This is a genomic window from Phytobacter palmae, assembly GCF_039409775.1.
Classification (GTDB): domain Bacteria; phylum Pseudomonadota; class Gammaproteobacteria; order Enterobacterales; family Enterobacteriaceae; genus Phytobacter; species Phytobacter palmae.
Genome location: NZ_JBCIVJ010000010.1, coordinates 95,492 through 113,382, shown reverse-complemented (window position 1 = coordinate 113,382; position 17,891 = coordinate 95,492). Strand labels below are relative to the sequence as shown.

Sequence of the window (17,891 nt, the reverse complement as noted above, 5' to 3'; positions counted from 1 at the left end):
CACCTGCAAACAATAAAAGGAAACACCATGACCTTACGTAACATCCTGGCAGCAACCTGCCTGCTACTGCCGCTTCTTGCGCAAGCCCATAATTTTGAGACCAGCCAGCGAGTACCGCCTGTGGGCATCGCCGACAGAGGGGAATTGATTCTCGATAATGATAAGTTTAGCTACAAAAACTGGAACAGCGCGCAGCTTCCTGGCAAAGTGCGAGTTGTGCAGCATATTGCCGGTCGGACCTCTGCCAAAGAGAAAAATGCCGCGCTGATAGAAGCGATCAAGGCCGCAAATTTACCTCATGACCGTTACCAGACGACTACCATCATCAATACAGATGATGCTATCCCCGGTTCGGCAATGTTTGTGCGCAGCAGTATTGAGAGCAACAAAAAACTCTACCCCTGGTCACAATTTATTGTCGACAGTGATGGCGTAGCGCGTAAAGCCTGGCAACTTGATGAGGGCAGTTCAGCCATCGTGGTGCTGGATAAAGACGGACGGGTGCAATATGTCAAAGATGGCGGGCTGACACAGGCGGAAGTGCAGCAGGTCATCGCCCTGCTGCATAAGTTACTCGACAATCAGTAAATCGACACCCGGAAGCCGGGGTTAAGGAAAGATTCACGCGGCGTGTAATCCAGGGTTTTGCCCTGCCAGTCGTGAACATGCGCCCCGGCTGCAACGGCTACCGCATGGCCTGCGGCCGTATCCCAGACGCTGGTCGGCCCAAAACGCGGATAAAGCTGAGCGTGCCCCTCTGCCACCAGACAGAATTTCAGCGATGAACCGATCGCAGTCGTCTGATGCTCGCCCAGATGGTTGAGATACTCTTTAAGTTCATCATCCGCGTGAGAACGGCTTACCACCACCAGCGGCGGACGTGCGTCGCGCACTTTGATCTGCGTCCGCGTGCCGTTTTCCTCTTTCCACGCTTTGCCCTCCGCTGCGCAATACATCACTTTCAGCACCGGAGCATACACGACGCCCAGTACCGGTTTCCCGTGTTCAATCAGGGCGATATTTACCGTGAACTCACCGTTGCGCTTAATGAACTCTTTAGTGCCGTCCAGCGGATCGACCAGCCAGTAACGCTGCCAGTGCTGACGAACGCTCCAGGATGGGGGATCTTCTTCCGACAGAACCGGAATATCCGGGGTCAGTGCCTGTAGCCCGCCAGCAATTACCGCGTGCGCGGCAATATCGGCGGCCGTCACGGGTGAATCGTCGGATTTGCTGGTCACATCCATCGGCTTATGGCCATCGTAGACCTGCATAATGGCATCGCCCGCTTCACGCGCGAGCTGACAAATGGCTTCTAACATCATCCACCTCTTATGTATGGCAGTAGGGTATTTACCCTGAATAATTCACGTTGCACGAAGCCGGCAAGTGAGTGAATCCCAATTTCGGGTGAGTGAACGTAGCCAACACTCATGCAACATGAAGTATGACGGGTATAACTCATTGTTTTACTTATATCGCATTCAGGTCGAATCTGCCAGGTGTGATAGTTGTTGCATTTATGTGGCAAATTTCATGGCAGAATTCACAATTCTGTAAGCAACAAAATGTACATATCATTTCTTTTGTGGCTCAGATCTAAAAAGGACACCTCTGATGATTAAGTTTAGCGCAACGCTCCTTGCCACGTTGATAGCAGCCAGCGTACAAGCGGCAACGGTGGATCTCCGGATTATGGAAACCACTGATTTGCATAGCAACATGATGGACTTTGATTACTATAAAGATTCTGCGACAGAAAAATTCGGACTGGTACGTACCGCCAGCCTGATTAATGCCGCCAGGAATGAAGTCAAAAATAGCGTGCTGGTGGATAACGGCGACTTAATTCAGGGTAGCCCGCTTGGCGATTATATGGCAGCCAAAGGGCTGAAAAAGGGTGATATCCACCCTGTCTATAAGGCTCTGAATACGCTGGACTATACCGTTGGCAACCTCGGTAACCATGAGTTCAACTATGGCCTTGATTACCTGCACCGGGCACTGGAAGGGGCAAAATTCCCCTACGTGAACGCCAACATTATCGATGTCAAAACCAAAAAGCCGCTGTTTACCCCGTATCTGATTAAAGAGACCGCCGTTACTGATACCGACGGCAAAACACATACGGTGAAAATTGGCTATATCGGCTTTGTTCCGCCGCAAATCATGATATGGGACAAAGCTAACCTCAGCGGCAAAGTGACGGTCAACGACATCACCGAAACGGCGAAGAAATATGTGCCAGAGATGCGCGAAAAAGGGGCCGACCTGGTGGTGCTGGTTGCCCACTCCGGCCTCTCTTCTGAACCTTATCAGGCAATGGCGGAAAACTCTGTCTACTACTTAAGCGAAGTCCCCGGCGTTGACGCGATTCTGTTTGGTCACGCCCATGCGGTCTTCCCGTCAAAAGATTTCGCCGCCATTAAAGGGGCGGATATCGCGAAAGGAACGTTAAACGGCGTGCCATCAGTGATGCCGGGCATGTGGGGCGACCACCTCGGCGTAGTGGATCTGGTTTTGAACAACGATGCCGGGAAGTGGCAGGTCACCTCTTCAAAGGCCGAAGCACGACCGATTTATGACGCTGCAGGCAAAAAATCGCTGGCGGCGGAAGACAGTAAACTGGTAGCAATCCTCAAACACGATCACGATGCCACCCGTCAGTTTGTCAGCAAACCTATCGGCAAATCCGCCGACAATATGTACAGCTTCCTCTCCCTTGTACAGGACGACCCGACCGTACAGGTTGTTAACAACGCCCAGACAGCTTATGTGAAGCACTTTATTCAGGGCGATCCGGATCTGGCGAATCTGCCGGTATTGTCTGCCGCCGCACCGTTCAAAGCTGGTGGGCGCAAAAACGATCCGGCCAGTTTTGTTGAGGTAGAAAAAGGGCAACTCACCTTCCGTAACGCCGCCGACCTGTATCTCTACCCCAACACACTGGTGGTCGTAAAAGCGACAGGCAAAGAGGTGAAAGAGTGGCTGGAGTGCTCCGCCGGACAGTTTAATCAGATTGATATCAGCAGTACGAAGCCCCAGTCATTAATCAACTGGGAGACATTCCGTACCTATAATTTCGATGTCATTGATGGGGTGAAATACCAGATTGATGTAACGCAACCTGCTCGTTATGACGGTGAGTGCCAGAGCATTAACCCGCAGGCAGAGCGTATTAAAGATCTTACCTTTAACGGCAAACCGATCGACCCGAATCAGGTATTTCTGGTCGCAACCAATAACTACCGCGCCTATGGCGGCAAATTCGCGGGTACAAGTGACAGCCATATCGCCTTTGCTTCGCCGGATGAAAACCGCGCGGTACTGGCAAAATGGATAACCGACGAATCAGCAAAAGCGGGCGAAATCCACCCGGCAGCGGATAATAACTGGCGACTGGCGCCGATCCACAGCCAAACGGCACTGGATATCCGTTTCGAAACCTCGCCTTCTGAGAAGGCGGCTGCGTTTATCAAAGAGAAAGCGCAGTACCCGATGAAGAAGGTTGGTACGGACGAGATTGGCTTTGCGCTCTATCAGGTAGATTTAAGCAAGTAAGCTCCTGGCCGCTCCCCCCTCGCCTTTGCCTCAAAGGAGCGAGGGGGGACTGAATAGTGTGGAATATTATCCAGGTTCACTCAGGCGGCGCGGTCATCCCGCATCGCCAGCACCTGCGGCAAATTCAGTTCAATCCAGTCGGCCAGAGCGGCAACTTTCTCGCTCACCTGCTCACCCAGCGGCGTCAGACTATACTCCACATGCGGTGGCACCACCGGATACGAAATACGGTTAATAAAACCGTCCAGTTCCAGCGCCTGAAGAGATTGCGCCAGCATCTTTTCGCTGACGCCGCCCATCTTGCGGCGTAAATCGCTGAAACGGTGGGTACCGTGGCGTAGCGCCACCAGAATCAATACGCCCCAGCGACTGGTCACGTGTTTAAGCACCTCACGCGAGGGGCACTCTTCTGCAAACAGGTTACCGTCGCGCATCAGCTCGCTCAGGGTGAGATTTGTGTTTTCCATACTTACCTTTTTGTATGTACTTACTAAAAGTTAGTTATGGTGATAGTGTGCCACAACACAAGACAAACACGAAGAGGAATCATCATGATCGCAATTACCGGCGCTACAGGCCAGCTGGGCGCACTGGCTGTTGAAGAATTACTGAAAACCGTCAAAGCAAACGAAATTGTCGCGATTGTGCGTAACCCGTTAAAAGCAGACGCACTTACGCAGAAAGGTGTTGACGTTCGCCAGGCTGACTACGGCGACCAGGAGGCACTCACTGCGGCGCTCTCGGGTGTAGAAAAACTGCTTCTTATCTCCTCCAGCGAAGTCGGTCAGCGTGCGGTTCAGCATCGTAACGTAATTAATGCAGCCAAAGCAGCGGGCGTGAAATTTATCGCCTACACCAGCCTGCTGCATGCGGATAAATCTCCGTTGGGCCTGCATGTTGAGCACGTTGAAACCGAAAAAATGCTGGCCGATTCCGGTATCCCTTACGCCCTGTTGCGCAATGGCTGGTATACCGAAAACTACCTGGCCAGCGCCCCTGCAGCTCTGGCTCATGGCGTGTTCATTGGCGCTGCGGGTGAAGGTAAAATCGCCTCGGCTACCCGCGCAGATTACGCCGCTGCTGCCGCACGTGTTATCAGCACAGACGGCCATGCAGGGAAAGTCTACGAACTGGCCGGCGATAGCGCCTGGACACTCAGCGAACTGGCGGCGGAGCTCAGCAAACAGAGTGGTAAACCGGTGGTCTATCAAAACCTGAGCGAAACCGATTTTGCGAGTGCGTTAAAGGGGGTTGGCCTGCCTGATGTGTTCGCTAACCTGCTGGCTGACTCAGATATTGGCGCCTCGAAAGGGGGTCTGTTCGATGACAGCCATACCCTGAGCAAGCTGATTGGCCGCCCGACCACCCCGCTTGCGGAAAGCGTCAAAGGCATCCTGTAACTGTTACAGGCTGGTTAATTTTTGTAGCACGCCGCCGGGTCATCCTTAATAATGAGAAGATGACCTGAGCGGAGATGAAAAGTGGAAGGCGTACCGGAACAATTCGTTGACGAGAGAGACAGCGCGCGTTTTCGCCACCTGGCGCAGTTGCCAGGGGTGGAGCTTTATCATGCGCACATCTCCCGTTATGCCTTCGAGCCTCACACCCATGAAGCGTTTGGTATTGGTGCAATCGAAGCAGGCGCCGAACGCTTTCGCTATCGCGGCACACAGTACGTTGCGCCTGCTAATTCCGTGGTCACCATGAACCCTGACGAACTGCACACCGGTGAGGCGGAAACCGAGGATGGCTGGCGCTATCGCATGATCTACCTCGACCCTGCGTTGCTGGAAGAGGTGACCGGTATCCGTCACTGGTGGTTCAGCGATGCTACCCGCCACGATCCTCTGCGTACGGTCCAGATTTGCCGCCTGATTCATGGCCTGTGGCATACCGATGATTCGCTGGCGCAAAAAGGGATGTTGCTGGATCTGATCGATACCTTTACGCCGCTCGCGCGTCACGCGCCCGTCAGCCAGGAAGGTGCTCATCGTTTTGAACGGGTCCGCGACTATCTGCATGATAATTTCATGCATCCCCTGACGCTGGATGAGCTGGCACAGGTGGTCTCATTGAGTCCGTACCATTTTCAGCGTCAGTTTAAAGCCCATTTTCACGTCACGCCCCATCAAATGCTGATGGCGATTCGTCTGTGGCGGGCGAAAGATTTCCTGACCCACGGGATGCCCGCCGCCGAAGTAGCGGCCGCCACCGGCCTGACTGACCAGTCACACCTCACTCGCGCTTTTACGCGTCGTTACGGCATTACCCCTGTGCGCTATCAAAAGCAGGTCATCCGGCGCTAATGCGCAACCTCATACAATATTCCGTTGCCCTCCCTTTCTACACTATGACGGCAAACAGTAACGTCAGGTGGAAGTATGATTAGTGGTGTGTTGTATGCCCTGCTCGCGGGTATGTTGTGGGGTCTTATTTTTGTTGGGCCGTTAATTGTGCCGGATTACCCGGCAGCATTACAGTCAACCGGCCGTTATCTGGCATTAGGGATAATTGCACTGCCGCTGGCATGGCTGGGTCGTCAACGTTTACGACAGTTAACACATAAAGACTGGCTCACCGCGCTGGCGCTGACCATGATGGGAAATCTTATCTATTACGTCTGTCTTGCCAGCGCTATTCAACGCACCGGAGCACCGGTTTCGACGATGATCATTGGTACCCTGCCTGTTGTTATCCCGGTATGCGCGAATCTGCTCTATAGCCAGCGTGATGGCAAACGTTCCTGGGCCAGCCTCGCGCCGGCGCTGTTCTGTATTGCGGCGGGACTGGCCTGCGTCAATATTGCAGAGCTGCACGGCGGCCTGCCGGATTTCTCATGGTGGCGTTATGGCTCCGGCATTGCCCTTGCGCTGGTTTCCGTCGCCTGCTGGGCATGGTATGCGCTGCGTAACGCCCGCTGGTTGCGGGAAAACCCGGACAAGAATCCGATGATGTGGGCAACCGCGCAGGCGCTGGTGACGCTCCCCGTCTCTTTGTTCGGCTATGCTGCTGCCTGTCTGTGGCTGAACGTGCATCAGCCCGGTTTTGCACAACCTTTTGGTCCGCGCCCGGTAGTGTTTATCGGTTTGATGTTCGCCATTGCGATACTCTGCTCCTGGGTCGGCGCTATGTGCTGGAATGTTGCCAGTCAGCGTTTACCCACGGTGATTGTCGGGCCGCTGATTGTTTTTGAAACTCTGGCGGGCCTGCTTTATACCTTCATGCTACGCCAGCAAACGCCACCATGGCTCACCGTTGGTGGTATCGTCCTGCTTGTCTGTGGTGTGGTTATGGCCGTACGCGCTAAGCCGGAAAAGCCTCTGGTTCAGTCAGTTTCAGACCACGGTTAACGGTGGTCTCATTTACCTTGCTCCGAAAGGGGTATATCATCGGATTAAAGATGCATTTAAAATACATGTTATAATTTCTGATGAGGTAAATGCTATGGCCTTCCGTGACCAACCCCTGGGTGAACTGGCGCTATCCATTCCACGTGCGTCGGCGCTGTTTCGTAAATACGATATGGATTACTGCTGCGGCGGTAAGCAGACGCTGGAGCGCGCCGCATCACGCAAAGAACTGGATGTAGGTATCATTGAAGCCGAGCTGGCGAAGCTGGCAGAGCAGCCCATCGAGAAAGAGTGGCGCGTCACTGCGCTTAGCGAAATCATCGATCACATCATCGTGCGTTACCACGACCGCCATCGTGAACAACTGCCGGAGCTTATTCTACAGGCGACCAAAGTGGAGCGTGTGCATGCTGACAAACCCAACGTGCCAAAAGGGTTAACCAAGTACCTGACCATGCTGCACGACGAGCTTTCAAGCCACATGATGAAAGAAGAGCGCATCCTGTTCCCGATGATTAAAGAGGGAATGGGTAGCCAGGCGATGGGCCCCATCAGCGTGATGGAAAGTGAGCATGATGATGCAGGTGAGCTGCTGGATGTGATCAAACATATTACCAATGGCGTGACACCGCCACCGGAAGCCTGCACTACCTGGAAAGCGATGTATAACGGTATCAACGAACTAATTGACGACCTGATGGAACACATCAGTCTGGAAAACAATGTTCTGTTTCCGCGTGCCCTCGCAGGGAATTAATGTAAGGCGCCCAAGAACGCCCTGATTCATGGAAGTCTTTTAGAGCCGCCTGCGCGGCTCTTTTTTATGTCTGCGCTCCGTATTTTCCGGCGCGCCTTATCCAGGCTACCCGTCCGTAGCCCCGGTAAACGTCAGCGCCACCGGGGATGCAGGATCTACGAATGGTTAGCGCATATCTGCCAGACGTTTTTTACCCACAATCAGCCAGCCCGCACCGAGCACGATAAACCAGATTGGGGTGACGATCAGCGCCTGACGGGTATCTTCTTCCAGCGTCAACAACACCAGTACGAACACAAAGAACGCCATGCATACCCAGCACATCACTTTGCCAAGCGGCATTTTGTAGATGGACGCCTCATGCAGCTGCGGGCGCTGTTTACGGTAGACGAGGTAAGAACACAGGATAATCGTCCAGACGAACATAAACAGGATAGCCGAGACGGTGGTAATCATGGTGAACGCCGCAATCGCGCTTGGGTTCACGTAGAGCATCACCACACCGCCCAGCAGACAGATACAGGAGAAGGTCAGCCCTTTCGCCGGGACTGCACGTTTAGAGAGCTTGCCAAATGCTTTCGGCGCAACGCCATCTTGTGCCAGACCGAACAGCATACGGCTGGTTGAGAACACACCGCTGTTGGCGGAAGACGCGGCGGATGTCAGCACCACAAAGTTGATAATGCTCGCTGCGGCAGGCAGGCCCACCAAAACAAACAGCTCAACAAACGGGCTCTTATCCGGCACCACGGAGCTCCATGGGGTAACGGACATAATCACAATCAGCGCAAACACATAGAACATAATGATGCGGATTGGGATGGAATTAATGGCGCGCGGCAGCGACTTTTCTGGATCTTTGGTTTCCGCTGCTGTCGTACCGACCAGCTCAATCCCCACGAAGGCAAAGACCGCAATCTGGAAACCGGCAAAGAAGCCGCTGATGCCTTTCGGGAACCAGCCGCCGTCGTTCCACAGATGTGCAATAGAGGCTTCGACCCCTGTCGGCGATTTGAAACTTGTCAGCACCATCACCAGACCAACAACAATCAGCGCCACAATGGCGACGATTTTGATCATCGCAAACCAGAACTCCATCTCGCCGAACATTTTTACAGTGGCAAGGTTGAGGCTCAGCAGCACCAGAACAATGGTTAGCGCCACTATCCAGTCGGATAATCCAGGAAACCAGAACTGCGCGTAAGCGGTGATAGCCACCACATCGGCCATCCCGGTGACTACCCAGCAGAACCAGTATGTCCAGCCGGTAAAATACCCCGCCCACGGCCCGAGCAGGTCGGCGGCAAAGTCGCTAAAAGATTTGTATTCAAGGTTCGACAGCAGCAACTCACCCATTGCACGCATGACGAAAAACAGCATGAACCCGATGATCATATAGACAAAAATAATCGACGGACCTGCAAGGCTGATGGTTTTCCCGGAGCCCATAAACAGCCCGGTACCGATAGCACCACCGATAGCAATAAGCTGAATATGACGGTTTGTAAGATTGCGCCGTAGCGATTGTTCAGTCGATGCCTCTTCGTCGGCCGCGACTTTTACCTGATCTACCATGTTTATATCCTGTCTGTGTTGTTGAGGCTCTTCTGGCCTTTAATTGCATACTTCGTCCTTTCGCGGACGCAACGATATTAGGTAAGAATTGGAAGGATGAATACTCTGAATTAAACGAGATGTTAAATATTTGTTTAAAGTGAGCAGCATATCACTCAAATTAGGGGATGGAGTTCACAAAAATACACCGCAATTTGCGCATAGCAAGATAAAGTATCGAAACCAGTTCATTTAATGAATGATTAACGCATATTGTCTTCCTCTCCCCTGGTGAGGAGAGGAAAACATCGGGAAAATTACAGGATTTCCAGCAATTCCACTTCAAATACCAGGGTGCTGAATGGCGGGATGGACGCGCCTGCACCACGTTCGCCATAGGCCAGCTCGTGCGGAATCGTCAGTTCCCATTTGGAGCCAACCGGCATCAGCGTCAGCGCTTCAATCCAGCCGCCAATTACGCCGTTTACCGGGAATTCAGCCGGTTCGCCACGGGCGACGGAGCTGTCGAACACGGTACCGTCAATAAGTTTGCCGGTGTAGTGAACGCGGACACGGTCAGTACGCGCCGGGATTGCACCTTCACCCTGGGTGATAACGCGGAACTGGAGACCGGATTCCGTGCTGTTCACACCCTCTTTCTCGCGGTTTTCGTCCAGATATTTCACACCTTCTGCCGCCATCTCTTCGAAGCGCGCACGACGCACTGCATCAGCACGTTCATGGATTTCACGCAGCGCACGATGAACAACATCCACCGGCACAGCCGGTTGTTTACCTGCCAGCGCGTCAGCAATACCTGCGACCAGCGCTTCCGGCAACAGCCCCTGTAAGCCGGAGTCGCTAAGCTGCTGCCCTACCTGTAAACCAATGCCATAGCTGGCCTGCGCTTCGATCGTATCAAACGTTGGGGTTGTCATGGGTTTTCCTTTCATCGCTTTTTAAGGTAGCGCGCAGCATAGCAGCCACGCCGCAGCGGGTAAAACTTTGTCGTAGTAAAGATGACAAATCGCAGAGAAACAGAAACAATACTCCCGGTAAGATAATTCTCATTATGATGTCACAAGACGATGCATTACACAGCCAATCAGGTAGTTAGCCATCTATACTCAACGAGGCAGGATAAATAATGACGCGGAGCAGGAGGAAAGCCATGCCCGGGCGATTTGAACTGAAACCTACCCTGGCGAAAATCTGGCACGCCCCGGATCATTTTCGCATTCTGGACCCGCTTCCGCCGATGCACCGTCGTGGGCTGATCCTTGCGGCACTGTTGGTGGTTATCGGTTTCCTGCTGCCCACCCCGAAAGAGACGGTGACGCCGCCCGCCTCTGTCGGACGCGAAGCACAACTGAATATTCAGTCACAATCTCAGCCGCAGCCACAATCCCAGCCTTCGCAACCGCTTGTCACCTCGCCTCCGGTACAAAACCAGCAGCCAGCCCCTGTCCTTAACGAACCGCCACAAACTGCTCAGGAACCGATACAGCAGGAGCGTCCGACTGCCACACAGACCGCACCTGCCACCTCTTCTGCTGGCGGTATTGAGCAGCAATGGCGCTCCTATCGTGTTGAACAGGGTAAAACGCTGGCCCAGGTTTTCCGCGACCATAATTTGCCGCCGACCGACGTCTATGCAATGGCAAAAGTGGAAGGTGAAGGTAAACCTCTCAGCACGCTGCAAAGTGGTCAGATGGTGAAAATTCGTCAGAATGCGAATGGGGTCGTGACCGGGTTAACTATTGAAAATGGCAGCGGCCAGTCTGTGCTGTTTATTCGCCAGCAGGACGGCAGCTTTATCCGGGCGCGGTAAAGGATGTCGGCCGGATGAGTCAGAGTGCCATCCGGTCTTACTCTTATTCGGCTTTTCTGGCGGCCTTATCCACCCACCAGCATCAACGCGATAACATATTTCAATTCAAGGATAATCTCGCCCAGAAATTGGCCCACGGCAACGCACCCGGGATCGGGTAAAAGCGATAAAACGAGAACAACTATGCGAATACAGGGAGCGGGTTGTTAGCTCAAAAAAGAGAAAGCCAGAGGGATAAAAAAGCAAAACGCCGGCACAAGGCCGGCGTTTTTACGCAACGTCAGAAGCTAATTACTCAGCAACAACGTTAACGATCAGTTTAGCGAATACTTCGCTGTGAACCTGGAAGTCCACTTCGTGCTCACCAGTGGTACGCAGAACGCCGTTCGGCAGACGAACTTCGCTCTTAGCCACGTCAACGCCAGCTGCAGTTACAGCATCAGCGATGTCGCGAGTACCGATGGAACCGAACAGTTTACCTTCGTCGCCAGATTTGGAAGCGATGGTTACAGTGCCCAGTGCGTTGATTGCTTCAGCGCGAGCGTTAGCAGCCGCCAGAACGTCAGCCAGTTTGGCTTCCAGTTCAGCGCGACGAGCTTCGAAAAACTCAACGTTTTTCTTGGTAGCCGGAACAGCTTTACCCTGTGGAACCAGGAAGTTACGAGCGTAGCCCGCTTTAACGTTTACCTGATCACCCAGGCTGCCCAGGTTTGCTACTTTATCAAGCAGAATAACTTGCATTACCTTATCCTCTTAAAGTCGTATTAATGGACCGTGCCCGATTACTGATGGCGATCAGTGTACGGCAGCAGAGACAGGTAGCGAGCGCGTTTGATAGCGCGAGCCAGCTGACGCTGGTATTTTGCACGAGTACCGGTGATACGGCTTGGGACAATCTTACCGCTTTCGGTGATGTAGTTTTTCAGCGTAGCGATATCTTTATAGTCGATCTCTTGAACGCCTTCCGCGGTGAAACGGCAGAACTTGCGACGACGGAAATAACGTGCCATATGGCTAGTCTCCAGAATCTATCAATTCAATCTGCTCGGCATGCAGAACCATTTTAGTCAGGCCGTTCTTTGCCTTGTGGCAAGAGATGAACCCCTGAACGGTTATGCGGCTGCCGACCGTTATACTGTGAGTAATGGCCTGGTTTTCGTGTCCGCTTATGATAACGGGCATTTGGCACCATGCCTGCCGGTGAAACCCGGCTTCCTCCTGCACAGAACGGTGCTCAAGCACGAACTGGCAGTGAGGAATTCCTGATGGGCTGACCTTTCGAAGGGGGGTCCTGCACACAGTGCCGGACAACACCAGACGGTTGGTCATCAGAAATTACTCTTCAGAATCCCCAGCATCTGCATCATCTGCGGTTTCGTTTGCGAAATCATCGCGACGCTCACGGCGCTCGTCTTTCGCTTTAACCATCGGAGATGCTTCGGTAACAGCGTGTTTAGTACGCATTACCATGCTACGGATAACGGCATCGTTGAAGCGGAAGTTTGTTTCCAGCTCATCGATCACTTCCTGCGGTGCTTCAACATTCATCAGAACGTAGTGAGCTTTGTGCAGTTTGTTGATCGGGTAAGCCAGCTGACGGCGGCCCCAGTCTTCCAGACGGTGGATCGTACCTTCTGCTGCAGTGATTGCACCAGTGTAACGTTCGATCATGCCCGGAACCTGTTCGCTCTGGTCAGGATGGACCATAAAAACGATTTCGTAATGACGCATCGAATTGCTCCTTACGGATTATTCAGCCTCCTGTCTGGGTCAGCCGCGGCCCGGGGAGGCAAGGAACGTGATTAAAGGGCGGCTGAAAAATTGACGCGTCATAATACTTACCTCGCCCGCCAAACTCAAGCTGATTGCACAAATAATTCGCACTAAGCGCAAAGCCGCTTCACAGCCTGCGATTAAAATTAAACAAAACGGATTACGGCAATTTTTTGAACGACAGCATCAGAAATGGTCGCGATACGTTTTGGTGAGAAAGCGTAGACTTTAAACATACCCCACTGACACGGGAGGAAAGATGTTCTGACAGTCACACGAGGTAAGCAGTAATGGAGCACAATATCATGAAAAACATCGCAATTTTACTCACAGCGCTACTCCTTAGCGCCAATGCGGCAGCAGCCATCAAAATCGACGGGCGGCAGGCCAAAAACATGGATGATGTGCAGAGCTTAGGCGTTATTTACATTAACCATAACATCGCCACTGAAAGCGAAGCGGATCAAGCACTCAAAGTCGAAACCGACGCGAAGGGTGCGAAATATTATCACCCGGTCTTACTTCGGGAACCGGGCAGCAATGGCCTGATTCATGCCAGCGCTGACATTTACCGCTAGTACACACAAGCAAAATTACCCTTGCCATTATTATATCGCCCTCACCTACGAGGGCTTTTTTTTGCTCCTCATCAAATGATAATTATTTGTAATGTATGCTATCAAAACCGCAGGCCGCTGATGTAATACCATCTTAAGAAACGGATCATCAGGAGTAATATCATGCTTGTTCGTTTTGCAACCCTGGGGCGCATCCCGAAAGGCGTTTGGGTGCTCGGCGGCGTAAGCCTGTTAATGGATGTCTCGTCCGAGATGATCCACAGCCTGTTACCTCTCTTTATGGCGACCACATTAGGTGCCAGTGTCATTATCATTGGTCTGATCGAAGGCTTTGCGGAAGCAACTGCGCTTATCATTAAAGTGTTTTCAGGTGTGCTAAGCGACTATCTGGGGAAACGAAAAGGGCTGGCCCTGTTGGGATATAGTATGGGGGCGCTCAGTAAGCCGATGTTTGCTTTAGCATCCTCTGCCGGTCTTGTATTCGGTGCACGAATGATTGACCGCGTTGGCAAAGGGATCCGTGGGGCGCCTCGCGACGCGCTGGTTGCCGATGTCACGCCCCCCGAAATCCGCGGTGCCGCATTCGGTCTGCGCCAGTCGCTGGACACAATCGGTGCTTTCCTTGGCCCGCTGCTGGCAGTGGCGCTGATGATTCTGTGGAACAATGATTTCCAGTCCATTTTCTGGGTGGCAGTGATCCCTGGCGCACTGGCTATCGCTCTGCTCTATTTTGGTCTTGATGAACCCAAAACGCCGATTACCAGTAAGCGCACCAACCCGCTCACCCGCGAGAACCTGAAAAAACTCAGCAGCGCTTACTGGTGGGTCGTTGGACTGGGTAGCATCTTTACCCTCGCACGTTTTAGCGAGGCCTTCCTGGTTCTTCGCGCACAGCAGATGGAGATTCCACTGTTCGCCATTCCGCTGGTCATGGTCGCAATGAACCTGGTGTACGGTCTGACGGCCTATCCTTTTGGTAAACTTTCCGACGGCATGAGCCACAGTAAAATGCTGCAGGCAGGCCTGCTGGTATTAATTGCCGCCGATCTGGTACTGGCGTTAAGTCATCACTGGAGTGCGCTGCTTATCGGCGTTGGCCTGTGGGGAGTTCATATGGGAATGACTCAGGGCTTGCTGGCAGCAATGATCGCCCATACCGCGCCTGCAGAACTGCGCGGCACCGCATTTGGCATGTTTAACCTGATGAGTGGTATCGCTCTGCTGCTGGCAAGTACCGGCGCGGGTATTTTGTGGGAAACCCTGGGCGCGGCCTCAACATTTTATGCCGGTGCCGTGATCTGTTTGATTACGCTAACCGGGATGCGCTGCATACCTTCTGCCTATCGGCAGGCATAAAAAGACTCCGGAATCAGACCAGTAACATCCCGAGGTGTATACATTCCGGAGCATAATTTTCTGATAATCCGGACGAAGCGTAGCTAACTCCAGGGCAATCCCGGCAGTGCTTCACGTGGCCGGACTAGCGATTACTGTCCGTAATAGGCTTTCGGTCCGTGCTTACGCATAAAATGTTTATTCATCAGGTAATTATCAATCGGTTTTAACGCCGGATTGATACCACGTGCAATCCAGGCCATCCGGGCTACCTCTTCCAGGACTACCGCATTATGAACGGCGTCAGCAGCGTCCTTTCCCCATGCAAACGGACCGTGCTGGTAGACCAAAATACCTGGCGTATGCAGTGGATTAATCTCACCCAGCGTCTCGACGATCACCTTACCAGTGTTCAGTTCATACTCTTCCTGCACCTCTTCTTCAGAGAGCGCCCGGGTGCAGGGAATATTGCCAAAGAAATAATCTGCATGGGTGGTGCCAAGCGCCGGAATGGCCAGCCCTGCCTGCGCCCATGCCGTGGCATGCGTAGAATGGGTATGCACAACACCGCCAAGCTGAGGATAGCGTCGGTACAACTCAAGATGTGTTGCGGTATCGGAAGACGGACGCCACTGACCTTCCACCCTGTTGCCCTGTATATCCACCACGACCATGTCATCTGGCTTCATGCTCTCATAGGAGATACCGCTGGGCTTAATTACCACCAGCCCGCGTTCACGATCAATAGCGCTGACATTTCCCCAGGTAAAGGTCACTAACCCATAGCGCGGCAAATCCATATTGGCGTCAAACACCTGCTGTTTTAGCTTTTGCATTATGCCGCCTCCACTAAACCTGCATTTGCCATACGCGCTTTCACCCAGTCACGTGCTTTTAGCACCTCTGCCGCCGGATCTTCTGCTGTCTCGCTCCACATTTCGATCAAGTACGGACCACAATAGCCGCTCTCTTTGAGCGTGGAGAAACAGCGTTCAAAATCCACTACACCGGTGCCAAAGGGGACGTTTTTGAAGACGCCAGGGCGCGTGTCTTTGACATGAACCGCCACGATATGGCCGACGCCCGCCAGCAGTTCCATTTGCACGTCGTTATCCCAGGCAGAAAGGTTGCCGATATCCGGATAGAGCTGAAACCATGGATTATTAAGATAGTGTGCGTACCCCAATGCTTTGCTGACCGAGTTCATCAGCGGGTAATCCATGATTTCCATCGCCAGAGTTACCTGCGCACGGCTGGCCATTTCAACGCTCTCTTTGAGCCCGTCACGAAAGCGACGGCGCGTCTCATCATTCGCCTGCTGGTAATAAACGTCGTAACCGGCGAGTTGAATCACCCGGATACCGGTATCCTGCGCAAATCGGATAGCCTTGCGCATGATCTCCAGCCCCTGGTTGCGTACCACATCATCTTCACAGCCCAGAGGAAAACGCCGATGCGCACTCAAACACATAGAGGGAACACGAACACCCGTCTCGGCTACCGCAGCCACCAACGCCAGCCGCTGCTCCATGCTCCAGTCGAGGCGCTCCAGACGCGCATCGGTTTCGTCAATCGACATTTCGACAAAATCGAAGCCCAGCGTTTTCGCCAGTCGCAGCCGTTCCAGCCAGCACTCCCCGGCAGGGAGTGCTTTTTCGTAGATACCCAGCGGGCTCTGTTTTGACAACATACCCGCTCCTTAGCCCCACAGTTGCGCAATCGAACGCTTGAACTGACGTGCCGCTTCGACGGGATCAGCGGCGTCACGGATACTGCGTCCGGCAATAAAAACGTGAATGGGTATGCCCTTGAACAGCGGCAAATCCTCCAGCGCCAGTCCGCCGGTCACCGTAACCTTAAAGCCCATTTCGGCCAGTTTTTTCACCGCACTGATATCCGCGTCACCCCATGCGACACCTGCCGCCTGCGCATCACGACTACGGTGATAAACCACTTGTTGAATGCCAGCATCTCGCCACTGCTGCGCCTGTTGCCACGTCCAGTAGCCGGTCAGTTCGATCTGCACGTCACCGTTAAACTCTTTCGCCACATCCAGCGCTCCTTTGGCCGTGTTGATATCAGCGCAACAGATTACGGTTACCCAGTCGGCATTGGCTTCAAAGCACATCCTTGAAAGGATTTTCCCGGCGTCGGCAATTTTAGCGTCGGCCAGTACAATTTTATGAGGATACAAAGCCTTCAGATCGCGAACAGCACGAACGCCCTCGCCAACGCATAAAATGGTGCCTACCTCAATAATATCCACCTCTTCGGCAATTAAGCGGGTGGTTTCATAAGCGTGTGAAAGCGTCTGGTTATCCAGAGCTACCTGCAACATCGGTAAATCAGACATCTTTTTGTTCCTTATACAGACGCCGCCGTGGCGCAATCAATCAAATCCAGTACCTGTTGCGTCGTACGACAGGCGCGTAAACGGTCAAAATTCGCTTCATCTTCAAAGAGGTTGACGATTTGCATGATGCCGTCTTCCTGATGCGTGCGTGCATCCACTGCCGCCAGGGTGATGAGAATGTCGACCGGGTCGTTATCTTCGTGATTAAAAGCCAGCGGTGTTTTGAGGGTCACCAGTGCAAAGCCATTTTTCTTCACCCCTTCTTCCGGGCGGCCATGAGGCATCGCAAGTCCCGGAGCAATCACAAAGTACGGTCCGAACCGTTCAACGCCATCCAGAATGGCCTGGTAGTAACGCGGTTCAACAACCTCAGCCTCTACCAGCAGATCCACGCCAATCTTCACCGCCTCCTGCCACGTTTTAGCGTCTGCCTGCAGGCGAATCGCATTGTTCTGCGCCAGAGAGTCACGTAATTTCATAGTGAGTCCTTATTTCACATCCTGCGCAAAATGGGCGTTGATGACTTCCATCAACTTCGGACCAAAATCAGCGGCAGAGAGCATATTGCGTACCCCTACTACATACTTATTGCCGGAGACCTCGATTTCACTGGCGACATGGGTAGAGGCAATGATTATATCCGCACCGCTCAGCTCGCTTTTGTATTCCCCACCGCGCAGCTATTCACCGTGTGGTCGACCTTTTGCTGCGTCAAAAACTGGTCAACTTTCATTTTCATGATCATGGAACTGCCTTGCCCACAACCACACACAGCCAGAATACGTATGGTCATAATCAA

The 17,891-nt window shown here is 52.9% G+C and carries 21 protein-coding genes and 1 pseudogene; 9 read left to right on the top strand and 13 right to left on the bottom strand.

Features of this window, described 5'->3' with window-relative positions; all coding sequences use genetic code 11:
• The first annotated feature begins 27 nt into the window (after nt 1-27).
• Nucleotides 28-588 (top strand): YtfJ family protein, encoded by a 561-nt coding sequence (locus tag AAIG39_RS13870; RefSeq protein ID WP_090081021.1) that lies wholly within the window; start codon nt 28-30, stop codon nt 586-588.
• Here the strand turns inward: AAIG39_RS13870 and cysQ are convergent.
• The gene (gene cysQ / locus AAIG39_RS13865; protein WP_090081018.1) at nt 582-1,322 is read right to left on the bottom strand and encodes a 3'(2'),5'-bisphosphate nucleotidase CysQ; all 741 of its coding nucleotides are present in this window, start codon (nt 1,320-1,322) and stop codon (nt 582-584) included. The genes AAIG39_RS13870 and cysQ overlap by 7 nt on opposite strands.
• A 295-nt stretch (nt 1,323-1,617) precedes the next feature.
• On the opposite strand from cysQ, the gene AAIG39_RS13860 reads away from it, so the two are divergent.
• On the top strand, nt 1,618-3,561 hold the full coding sequence (locus AAIG39_RS13860; protein WP_343194117.1) for a bifunctional 2',3'-cyclic-nucleotide 2'-phosphodiesterase/3'-nucleotidase: 1,944 nt from the start codon (nt 1,618-1,620) through the stop codon (nt 3,559-3,561).
• 80 nt (nt 3,562-3,641) lie between these two features.
• On the opposite strand, the gene AAIG39_RS13855 is transcribed toward AAIG39_RS13860, so the two are convergent.
• On the bottom strand, nt 3,642-3,995 hold the full coding sequence (locus tag AAIG39_RS13855; RefSeq protein ID WP_425503316.1) for a winged helix-turn-helix transcriptional regulator: 354 nt from the start codon (nt 3,993-3,995) through the stop codon (nt 3,642-3,644).
• Between the two features lie 117 nt (nt 3,996-4,112).
• On the opposite strand from AAIG39_RS13855, the gene AAIG39_RS13850 reads away from it, so the two are divergent.
• The 4 genes from AAIG39_RS13850 (at nt 4,113) to ytfE (ending at nt 7,668) form a co-directional block, all read left to right on the top strand.
• Nucleotides 4,113-4,961, top strand: coding sequence for an SDR family oxidoreductase (locus AAIG39_RS13850; RefSeq protein ID WP_343194116.1), 849 nt, complete (start codon nt 4,113-4,115; stop codon nt 4,959-4,961).
• A gap of 81 nt (nt 4,962-5,042) precedes the next feature.
• The gene (locus tag AAIG39_RS13845) at nt 5,043-5,867 is read left to right on the top strand and encodes an AraC family transcriptional regulator (protein ID WP_343194115.1); all 825 of its coding nucleotides are present in this window, start codon (nt 5,043-5,045) and stop codon (nt 5,865-5,867) included.
• A 75-nt stretch (nt 5,868-5,942) separates the two neighbouring features.
• Nucleotides 5,943-6,911, top strand: coding sequence for a DMT family transporter (locus tag AAIG39_RS13840; protein ID WP_090081005.1), 969 nt, complete (start codon nt 5,943-5,945; stop codon nt 6,909-6,911).
• Between the two features lie 94 nt (nt 6,912-7,005).
• Nucleotides 7,006-7,668 (top strand): iron-sulfur cluster repair protein YtfE, encoded by a 663-nt coding sequence (gene ytfE, locus AAIG39_RS13835; protein WP_249569658.1) that lies wholly within the window; start codon nt 7,006-7,008, stop codon nt 7,666-7,668.
• A gap of 165 nt (nt 7,669-7,833) precedes the next feature.
• Here ytfE and cycA read toward each other — a convergent pair whose 3' ends face one another.
• Together cycA and bamJ are read right to left on the bottom strand one after the other, a co-directional pair.
• The gene (gene cycA, locus AAIG39_RS13830) at nt 7,834-9,243 is read right to left on the bottom strand and encodes a D-serine/D-alanine/glycine transporter (RefSeq protein WP_090081000.1); all 1,410 of its coding nucleotides are present in this window, start codon (nt 9,241-9,243) and stop codon (nt 7,834-7,836) included.
• 296 nt (nt 9,244-9,539) lie between these two features.
• Entirely contained in the window at nt 9,540-10,160 is a 621-nt protein-coding gene (bamJ, locus tag AAIG39_RS13825; RefSeq protein WP_039077783.1) for a BamJ family beta-barrel-assembly machinery protein, read from the bottom strand.
• 233 nt (nt 10,161-10,393) lie between these two features.
• On the opposite strand from bamJ, the gene AAIG39_RS13820 reads away from it, so the two are divergent.
• Complete coding sequence (locus tag AAIG39_RS13820) at nt 10,394-11,053, top strand: LysM-like peptidoglycan-binding domain-containing protein (protein ID WP_090080996.1); 660 nt, start codon at nt 10,394-10,396, stop codon at nt 11,051-11,053.
• 291 nt (nt 11,054-11,344) lie between these two features.
• Here the strand turns inward: AAIG39_RS13820 and rplI are convergent, their stop codons facing one another.
• From rplI to rpsF, 4 genes are read right to left on the bottom strand one after another with little or no spacing between them, the layout of a single operon-like run.
• Entirely contained in the window at nt 11,345-11,794 is a 450-nt protein-coding gene (gene rplI / locus AAIG39_RS13815) for a 50S ribosomal protein L9 (RefSeq protein WP_047372071.1), read from the bottom strand.
• Between the two features lie 41 nt (nt 11,795-11,835).
• Complete coding sequence (gene rpsR, locus AAIG39_RS13810; RefSeq protein ID WP_000135199.1) at nt 11,836-12,063, bottom strand: 30S ribosomal protein S18; 228 nt, start codon at nt 12,061-12,063, stop codon at nt 11,836-11,838.
• Nucleotides 12,064-12,067: 4 nt separating this feature from the next.
• Nucleotides 12,068-12,382 (bottom strand): primosomal replication protein N, encoded by a 315-nt coding sequence (gene priB, locus AAIG39_RS13805; protein ID WP_090080991.1) that lies wholly within the window; start codon nt 12,380-12,382, stop codon nt 12,068-12,070.
• Nucleotides 12,383-12,388: 6 nt separating this feature from the next.
• Nucleotides 12,389-12,784 carry a 30S ribosomal protein S6 gene (gene rpsF, locus AAIG39_RS13800; protein WP_020456251.1) on the bottom strand — a complete coding sequence of 132 codons (396 nt, stop codon included), beginning with the start codon at nt 12,782-12,784 and terminating at the stop codon, nt 12,389-12,391.
• 347 nt (nt 12,785-13,131) lie between these two features.
• On the opposite strand from rpsF, the gene yjfY reads away from it, so the two are divergent.
• Together yjfY and AAIG39_RS13790 are read left to right on the top strand one after the other, a co-directional pair.
• Complete coding sequence (gene yjfY, locus AAIG39_RS13795) at nt 13,132-13,404, top strand: DUF1471 family protein YjfY (protein WP_039077825.1); 273 nt, start codon at nt 13,132-13,134, stop codon at nt 13,402-13,404.
• Between the two features lie 162 nt (nt 13,405-13,566).
• Complete coding sequence (locus AAIG39_RS13790) at nt 13,567-14,760, top strand: MFS transporter (protein WP_343194114.1); 1,194 nt, start codon at nt 13,567-13,569, stop codon at nt 14,758-14,760.
• A 131-nt stretch (nt 14,761-14,891) separates the two neighbouring features.
• Here the strand turns inward: AAIG39_RS13790 and AAIG39_RS13785 are convergent, their stop codons facing one another.
• The 5 genes and pseudogenes from AAIG39_RS13785 to ulaB form a co-directional block, all read right to left on the bottom strand.
• The gene (locus AAIG39_RS13785) at nt 14,892-15,575 is read right to left on the bottom strand and encodes an L-ribulose-5-phosphate 4-epimerase (protein ID WP_343194113.1); all 684 of its coding nucleotides are present in this window, start codon (nt 15,573-15,575) and stop codon (nt 14,892-14,894) included.
• Nucleotides 15,575-16,429: an L-ribulose-5-phosphate 3-epimerase gene (locus tag AAIG39_RS13780; RefSeq protein WP_249569664.1), complete on the bottom strand. Its 855-nt coding sequence runs from the start codon at nt 16,427-16,429 to the stop codon at nt 15,575-15,577. Before AAIG39_RS13780 ends, AAIG39_RS13785 begins: the two co-directional genes overlap by 1 nt.
• Before the next feature lie 9 nt (nt 16,430-16,438).
• A complete protein-coding gene (gene ulaD, locus AAIG39_RS13775) occupies nt 16,439-17,092 on the bottom strand; it encodes a 3-keto-L-gulonate-6-phosphate decarboxylase UlaD (RefSeq protein ID WP_090080983.1) in 654 nt (217 codons plus the stop codon).
• A gap of 11 nt (nt 17,093-17,103) precedes the next feature.
• Nucleotides 17,104-17,571: a PTS ascorbate transporter subunit IIA gene (gene ulaC, locus AAIG39_RS13770; protein ID WP_090080981.1), complete on the bottom strand. Its 468-nt coding sequence runs from the start codon at nt 17,569-17,571 to the stop codon at nt 17,104-17,106.
• A gap of 9 nt (nt 17,572-17,580) precedes the next feature.
• Nucleotides 17,581-17,885 (bottom strand): annotated as a pseudogene (gene ulaB / locus AAIG39_RS13765) (PTS ascorbate transporter subunit IIB).
• Nucleotides 17,886-17,891 lie beyond the last annotated feature (6 nt).

Excerpts from the sequence above, each read along its gene's own strand:
- AAIG39_RS13820 (WP_090080996.1), top strand. The coding sequence starts at position 10,394 with ATGCCCGGGCGATTTGAACTGAAACCTACCCTGGCGAAAATCTGGCAC.
- AAIG39_RS13790 (WP_343194114.1), top strand. The coding sequence starts at position 13,567 with ATGCTTGTTCGTTTTGCAACCCTGGGGCGCATCCCGAAAGGCGTTTGG.
- AAIG39_RS13870 (WP_090081021.1), top strand. The coding sequence starts at position 28 with ATGACCTTACGTAACATCCTGGCAGCAACCTGCCTGCTACTGCCGCTT.
- AAIG39_RS13780 (WP_249569664.1), bottom strand. The coding sequence starts at position 16,429 with ATGTTGTCAAAACAGAGCCCGCTGGGTATCTACGAAAAAGCACTCCCT.
- AAIG39_RS13785 (WP_343194113.1), bottom strand. The coding sequence starts at position 15,575 with ATGCAAAAGCTAAAACAGCAGGTGTTTGACGCCAATATGGATTTGCCG.
- ulaC (WP_090080981.1), bottom strand. The coding sequence starts at position 17,571 with ATGAAATTACGTGACTCTCTGGCGCAGAACAATGCGATTCGCCTGCAG.
- rpsF (WP_020456251.1), bottom strand. The coding sequence starts at position 12,784 with ATGCGTCATTACGAAATCGTTTTTATGGTCCATCCTGACCAGAGCGAA.
- AAIG39_RS13855 (WP_425503316.1), bottom strand. The coding sequence starts at position 3,995 with ATGCGCGACGGTAACCTGTTTGCAGAAGAGTGCCCCTCGCGTGAGGTG.
- bamJ (WP_039077783.1), bottom strand. The coding sequence starts at position 10,160 with ATGACAACCCCAACGTTTGATACGATCGAAGCGCAGGCCAGCTATGGC.
- yjfY (WP_039077825.1), top strand. The coding sequence starts at position 13,132 with ATGAAAAACATCGCAATTTTACTCACAGCGCTACTCCTTAGCGCCAAT.
- priB (WP_090080991.1), bottom strand. The coding sequence starts at position 12,382 with ATGACCAACCGTCTGGTGTTGTCCGGCACTGTGTGCAGGACCCCCCTT.
- ytfE (WP_249569658.1), top strand. The coding sequence starts at position 7,006 with ATGGCCTTCCGTGACCAACCCCTGGGTGAACTGGCGCTATCCATTCCA.
- ulaD (WP_090080983.1), bottom strand. The coding sequence starts at position 17,092 with ATGTCTGATTTACCGATGTTGCAGGTAGCTCTGGATAACCAGACGCTT.
- rpsR (WP_000135199.1), bottom strand. The coding sequence starts at position 12,063 with ATGGCACGTTATTTCCGTCGTCGCAAGTTCTGCCGTTTCACCGCGGAA.
- AAIG39_RS13840 (WP_090081005.1), top strand. The coding sequence starts at position 5,943 with ATGATTAGTGGTGTGTTGTATGCCCTGCTCGCGGGTATGTTGTGGGGT.
- cysQ (WP_090081018.1), bottom strand. The coding sequence starts at position 1,322 with ATGTTAGAAGCCATTTGTCAGCTCGCGCGTGAAGCGGGCGATGCCATT.
- AAIG39_RS13850 (WP_343194116.1), top strand. The coding sequence starts at position 4,113 with ATGATCGCAATTACCGGCGCTACAGGCCAGCTGGGCGCACTGGCTGTT.
- cycA (WP_090081000.1), bottom strand. The coding sequence starts at position 9,243 with ATGGTAGATCAGGTAAAAGTCGCGGCCGACGAAGAGGCATCGACTGAA.
- rplI (WP_047372071.1), bottom strand. The coding sequence starts at position 11,794 with ATGCAAGTTATTCTGCTTGATAAAGTAGCAAACCTGGGCAGCCTGGGT.
- AAIG39_RS13860 (WP_343194117.1), top strand. The coding sequence starts at position 1,618 with ATGATTAAGTTTAGCGCAACGCTCCTTGCCACGTTGATAGCAGCCAGC.